This is a genomic window from Blautia difficilis, assembly GCF_014297245.1.
Classification (GTDB): Bacteria; Bacillota; Clostridia; order Lachnospirales; family Lachnospiraceae; genus Blautia_A; species Blautia_A difficilis.
Genome location: NZ_JACOQG010000061.1, coordinates 1 through 5,351, shown reverse-complemented (window position 1 = coordinate 5,351; position 5,351 = coordinate 1). Strand labels below are relative to the sequence as shown.

Sequence of the window (5,351 nt, the reverse complement as noted above, 5' to 3'; positions counted from 1 at the left end):
GCTTAATCTATAAACCACATATTTAGGGGGATATGTCAAGATATTTATATAAAAAAATCCAGAATATAAGCCCAGAATGCTGAAAATTCAACCATTCTGGGCTTAAGTTGACCACATTGCGGTCAGACCCCTTCGGCTCGCATTCAGATATGCTAAGTTTTGTGTCATTGTCATTTTTGTGCAATCCGGCAGAGTTCCTGCCGGATTTTCTGATCCCATACAAAGGATTACTCTATAATGTATTTTTCTGATTTCCTACTAATCGTTTAACATTTTCCAATCTATATGTGAATGTTCTTTTTCGATGGTTGAATTTGGTCCGCATATGAACTTCCATTTATTTTTATAATCAGAGTCCCCTTTGTAGAAAATAATTATGTTTGTATTTTCTAATATAAAAAAAGGGGATAGAATATCAAAATCACCTCTAAGAGAGTGACCCAATATCATTATTTCATTCATAGGAGCTTCTGGTTCTTTAGGTTTTAATGCCATTATTGGCAAGGAATATGGCTTCCTTGGATGTTTTTTTTCAAATATCTCCAAATTAGAAATATATTTTCGATAATTGTTAGAATATTCTGTGTTCTTCTGATGCATATATTGTATCCATTTTAAGTAATCTGTTTCATTTTTGTTGTATTCTCGCTGAAATTCTTTGTAAAAAAAAGTAACACTAGTGTTAGCAAATGGGATATCTGTTTTGGGAATGCCTAAAACCAGAGAACATTTTTTCGGAAAACCCTGTTTATAACATGCTGTTCCGTGTATCTGGCAGCAATCTTGTTTGTTTAATCTTTGATACGTATTTGTATAATTGAATGATAAAATATGATCTGGATTAAATTTGCGTATTTCTTCAATTTCATTTGTAATATCTATATGATTTACAAATTCATCAAAATAGATTTCCATGGCTTGAATTAAATTTTGTAAATCCATTTCTAATTTATCAATAATGCTAATATCTGTTTTATCAACTAGTTTTATGCGTCTATACATATAGCTTTTTGAAAAAGTTTTAGACTATATGGCATCCGAAAGCCGTTCCAGTTCACTATATATTTCTTTTTCAAAATCAATCCATTCGTTAACGTGATTTATATGTTGAAAATAATCAATCCAACTATTACTTTCAACCAGTCTGAAAAATTCATTCAAAGCAGAATCCTGTGAGTTTATTAATTTATTTTCGTTGTATTTGCTGTCTATATTTTGAATTTGCTGATTGGCAGATAATAGTCTGTTCATTATAAACGGAGGAAAGGAACTATTTTTTATCCTATTAGAAATTTCCGGATTATCTTTTTCTTTTAACCAGGATACTTGATATATAGTTTTAACTAAGTTTGTAAACTTCAAAAAATCTTGATATGATGTCGGGAGATTATGCGCCAGATCATATCCATTGCCCAGTATTAATATCTTCATCGCTTTTCCTTATATACAAAAAAACTATTGCATAAAAGATATAGTACTTCCCTGTTTATCAGAGTTGTTTTATTTCCCTCCGACTGAGGGAAGTACCATATCTGGCTGAAACATCAGCCATGCAATAGCTTATTCTTTACCCAATAGGATTATTTTACAGTTACTTTCTTTACATTTGACCACTGGCTGAATACTTTCTTGCCGTCTTCAGATGTTTTGTTGAATGCGTGGAGACCTGCATAGTAGGATCCTTTCTTCACATTCTTGAATGTTGCTGTTACAACATTGCCTTTGATGTTCTTCTTAACCAGTGTACCATATTCTACTGGACGATATTCTCCGTTTACTTTCTTAGCAGCGGATCCGAGAACTACATCATAGCCTTCTGCGTTTGCAGCTTTTGTATAGGTTACAGTTACTGTAGTGCCACTTGCTTTTACGCTTGTGATTACTGGCTGTGCAGGTGTGATTGCAGATACAGAGAACGGATAAATGTTGGACCATCCGCCGAATACTTTCTTACCTTCTGCATCACGTGTCCAAGCGTGGCAGTATGCATAATATGTTCCCTGCTGTACGTAGTTGAAGTCACCTGTTGTCTTAACCTGGTTCTTTGTAACATCTACACGAGCAGTTGTTGTATCGTTTGCTTTGGAGATTACATAATCGTATCCTGAAGCACCATCAGCTTCTCCGGAAAGGATTACGGTTGCTTTATTGCCAACAACCTTAACGCTACTGATTACCGGTGTGCCAACTTTAGTCTTGTCACCAGCAAGTGCAACTGTCTTAGAACCTGTATAGTATTTGCTGTCTTTTGCAGGTGTTACAGTTACTGTACCATCAGCATTTTCTTTCGCAACATATTTTTCAGCCGGAACTTTTACACTTCCGTTCATAACTGTTACAGAAAGAGTACCACTAGCATCTTTTGTTGCTGTAACATCACAGTTAGCAAGATCCTTCTTAGTAACCTTCCAAGATAAATTAGCGACTGATTCATAATAGCCATTCTTTCCAGTTACAGTAGCCTTATATTCCTTAGAAGTAATAGTTGTTACTGTTGGAATATCCAGTTTATAGTCTGTTCCTTCGGTTAATACACTTCCACCATAAGTTACAGTAACCTGTGGTTTTACAGGAAGACCTTCTGCATATTCAGCATCTTTAATTGCCACGCACTGTTTTACCAACTGTAAACGATTGATAGTAAACTCCTTACGGGCGATGCAGTTTACGGTTTTTCCGTTTTCATCAGTAATGTTCTTATTTCCATCACCAGCATAATTACCTTTGCCAACTACTGCTACATATGCTGTACCTGTAGCATCATCGCCTGTACCAGATACATTATGGAAGTATTTAATCTCATAATCTGTACCTTCAACAAGTTTCTTGGAACCATCAAAGATAGTTGCTACTGCTTTAGCGTATGTATGCGCTGTTCCGTCATAAGTAAATGCAGTGTTAGTGTCTTTTGTTCCATCAGCTTTATAAACCTGGAGAACATCATTGGTAACAGTGAGTTTTTTACCTACAATGTTGAAAGATACTTCTTTTGTTCCAGTAAAGTTCTTATTTCCGTTATCTGGTGTCAGTGTTAATGTACCAGTTCCAACCTGACGGTTTGCCTCTGCAGATGTTGGATAAGATACAATAAACTTATCTGCGATAGCTACACCATTTAATTTAATTTCAATATCATCTGCCAGTGTAGGTTTCTTTTTAGTTCCATCATATGACTGATCATCAACATTAACTACTAAATCACTTGTGTTAGCAGCTGTGATTGTAAATGTTGCTTTTGCTGTAGAATCAACATCATAATCGCTGTTAGTTGCACCTGCGATTACGATTGTAGCTGTACCAACATTCTTGTTGTTAGATACAGATTTTATTACATAATCTTCGCCTTTAGATAACTCTGTTTCGCCGTCTTTAACGATTAATTCAGGAACAATTGCTGCACCTGTATATGTGTAAGAAGACTGTACAGGAGTTACTGTTACGCTGGAAATCTGCTTTTTAGTTAATGCAACGTCTTCAGAATATTCGGTGCCTTTTGCTCCGAAGTTATTGTTAAGAAGAGTAATCTTAACAACAATATGGTTACCCAGAACATTACCTGTTGTCTCTTTATAAGAATAATCAACTTTATAATCTGTTCCTTCAACTAAAGTAAAGGCCTTTTTATCATCGTTTTCAGCTTTTACGTTAACAGTGATTCCTGATTTGTAATCGGATGCTTTTCTTGTAGAGTCTTCTACAAAGCCAACCTTGTTAGAAACCATCTCACCGTTATTGGTAACATGTGCTGCTTTAATTGGGAACGAAACTACTAATTTACTTCCTTCAAAAGAACCTTTACCAGTTACGGTGAAAGATGCAGTTCCGGCATTTGTATTGTTGCTGTATACAAATGTAGGATCATAATCAACACCAGCAGTAAGTTTTACTTCTTTACCATTATCGAGGATTACAAGATCACCTAATTTCTTTGTATCCTTTGTAATTGCTTCGCCAGTATAGTTTTCAGTAGCTTTTGCATAACCTGGGTTTGTGGTTGTTCCTTTGAATTCAGCTATGCTTAATGCATTTCTTACTACACGGAATGTTGCTGTAGTTGTTGTTCCAGTAAAGTTTGTGCTGTTAGCTTTTGTCTGGACTGTAGCTGTGTAAGTTCCAACACTTCCGGTATTTGCCTGTACATTTCCAATAACAAAATCACTTGCTGAAATTGCATCATTGTAAAGAGTGTGTGTTCCATCGGAAACATTGATATTTTTAAGATCACTCGCAAGGATAGGTGTTGCCTGTTCGGAAATTTCACCTAAGAAAACTGTGCATTTGGAAAGGTCTGCCTTTTCAATTTTCCACTTATTTCCAGCTGTTACACTCTGAGCTGTTGTTGTGTAGTTTACAAGATCCTTAGTTGTGATAATTGCTTCATATTCTCCGGCATTAGTAGCTTTTGCACCAGTTGAAGCGGCAAGATCAATATATTTAGAACTGTCTAATACCTCTCCAGAAAGAGTATCTGTTAATTTGAAATCAGAAGCCTTTAATGCGATTTCACTTCCTGTATATGTATAGCCAGAGCCAACATATTCTACTTTTAATTTATTTGTATCTTTAGATTGAGCAATAGATGCAGTTGTTGCGCTTGTTACTTCTCCCTGATAATAAGTTGTATCTTTTGGAGTAACTTTTGCTGTGATTTTAGAATCTGCATTTACAAAATCTTTATCTGTGATCACAGATACATCATATCCAGCTTTTACAAGATTGTCATAATTGTCAACCCATTCCTTTGCATCATTATGATTCTTTCCATCATATATTGGGCCAGCTGCTTTCATAGTTACAGTAATGTTATCTTTGTTAATATCGTGCTTAGATACAGTTACTTTATTGGATTCCCATGTAAAGTTTTTGTCACTGTCTTCATTATCTGGATCAGTATAACTTAAGGATAACTGAAGTTCTCCGCCACAATCACCTTTAACAGGTTTATAAGCTAATGCTTTCAAAGTAGTGGATGTAGCAGCAACAGTACCACTAGCAACTTCTAATCCATTAACTTTCCAAATATAATTAATGTTATCTGTAGCTGTTAATGCGCCTGCAGTAAATCCTTTCAAGTCTACAGTTGCAGGTGTATCCCATCCAAATTCTTTAATTTTTGCATCAACAGAAACCGCAGTTGCAGCAGCTGTATCAACAGTAGCATCCTCTACAACAGGTGCGTCAGCTTCATCAGCAAATGTTGCAGGAGCTTCTGTAGCTACAGCAACATCTGTTCCATCGCTGAACTCAGCAGCCCATACCGGCACATTAGAAGTAGCAAGCATTGCAACTACAAGAGACATACTTAATGTCTTTTTAGCCATGCCCTTCTTTGTGTTTTTAATCTTTGTCAT

1 protein-coding gene and 1 pseudogene are annotated in these 5,351 nt (G+C 35.7%); both read right to left on the bottom strand.

The window, feature by feature from the left end; genetic code table 11:
• Positions 1-258: 258 nt before the first annotated feature.
• Positions 259-1,431, bottom strand: a pseudogene (locus H8Z82_RS17480) (AbiH family protein).
• Between the two features lie 149 nt (positions 1,432-1,580).
• The gene (locus tag H8Z82_RS16535; protein WP_186995729.1) at positions 1,581-5,321 is read right to left on the bottom strand and encodes a hypothetical protein; all 3,741 of its coding nucleotides are present in this window, start codon (positions 5,319-5,321) and stop codon (positions 1,581-1,583) included.
• Between the last annotated feature and the right edge of the window lie 30 nt (positions 5,322-5,351).

Coding starts and splice junctions, on each gene's coding strand:
- H8Z82_RS16535 (WP_186995729.1), bottom strand. CDS start 5,321: ATGGCTAAAAAGACATTAAGTATGTCTCTTGTAGTTGCAATGCTTGCT.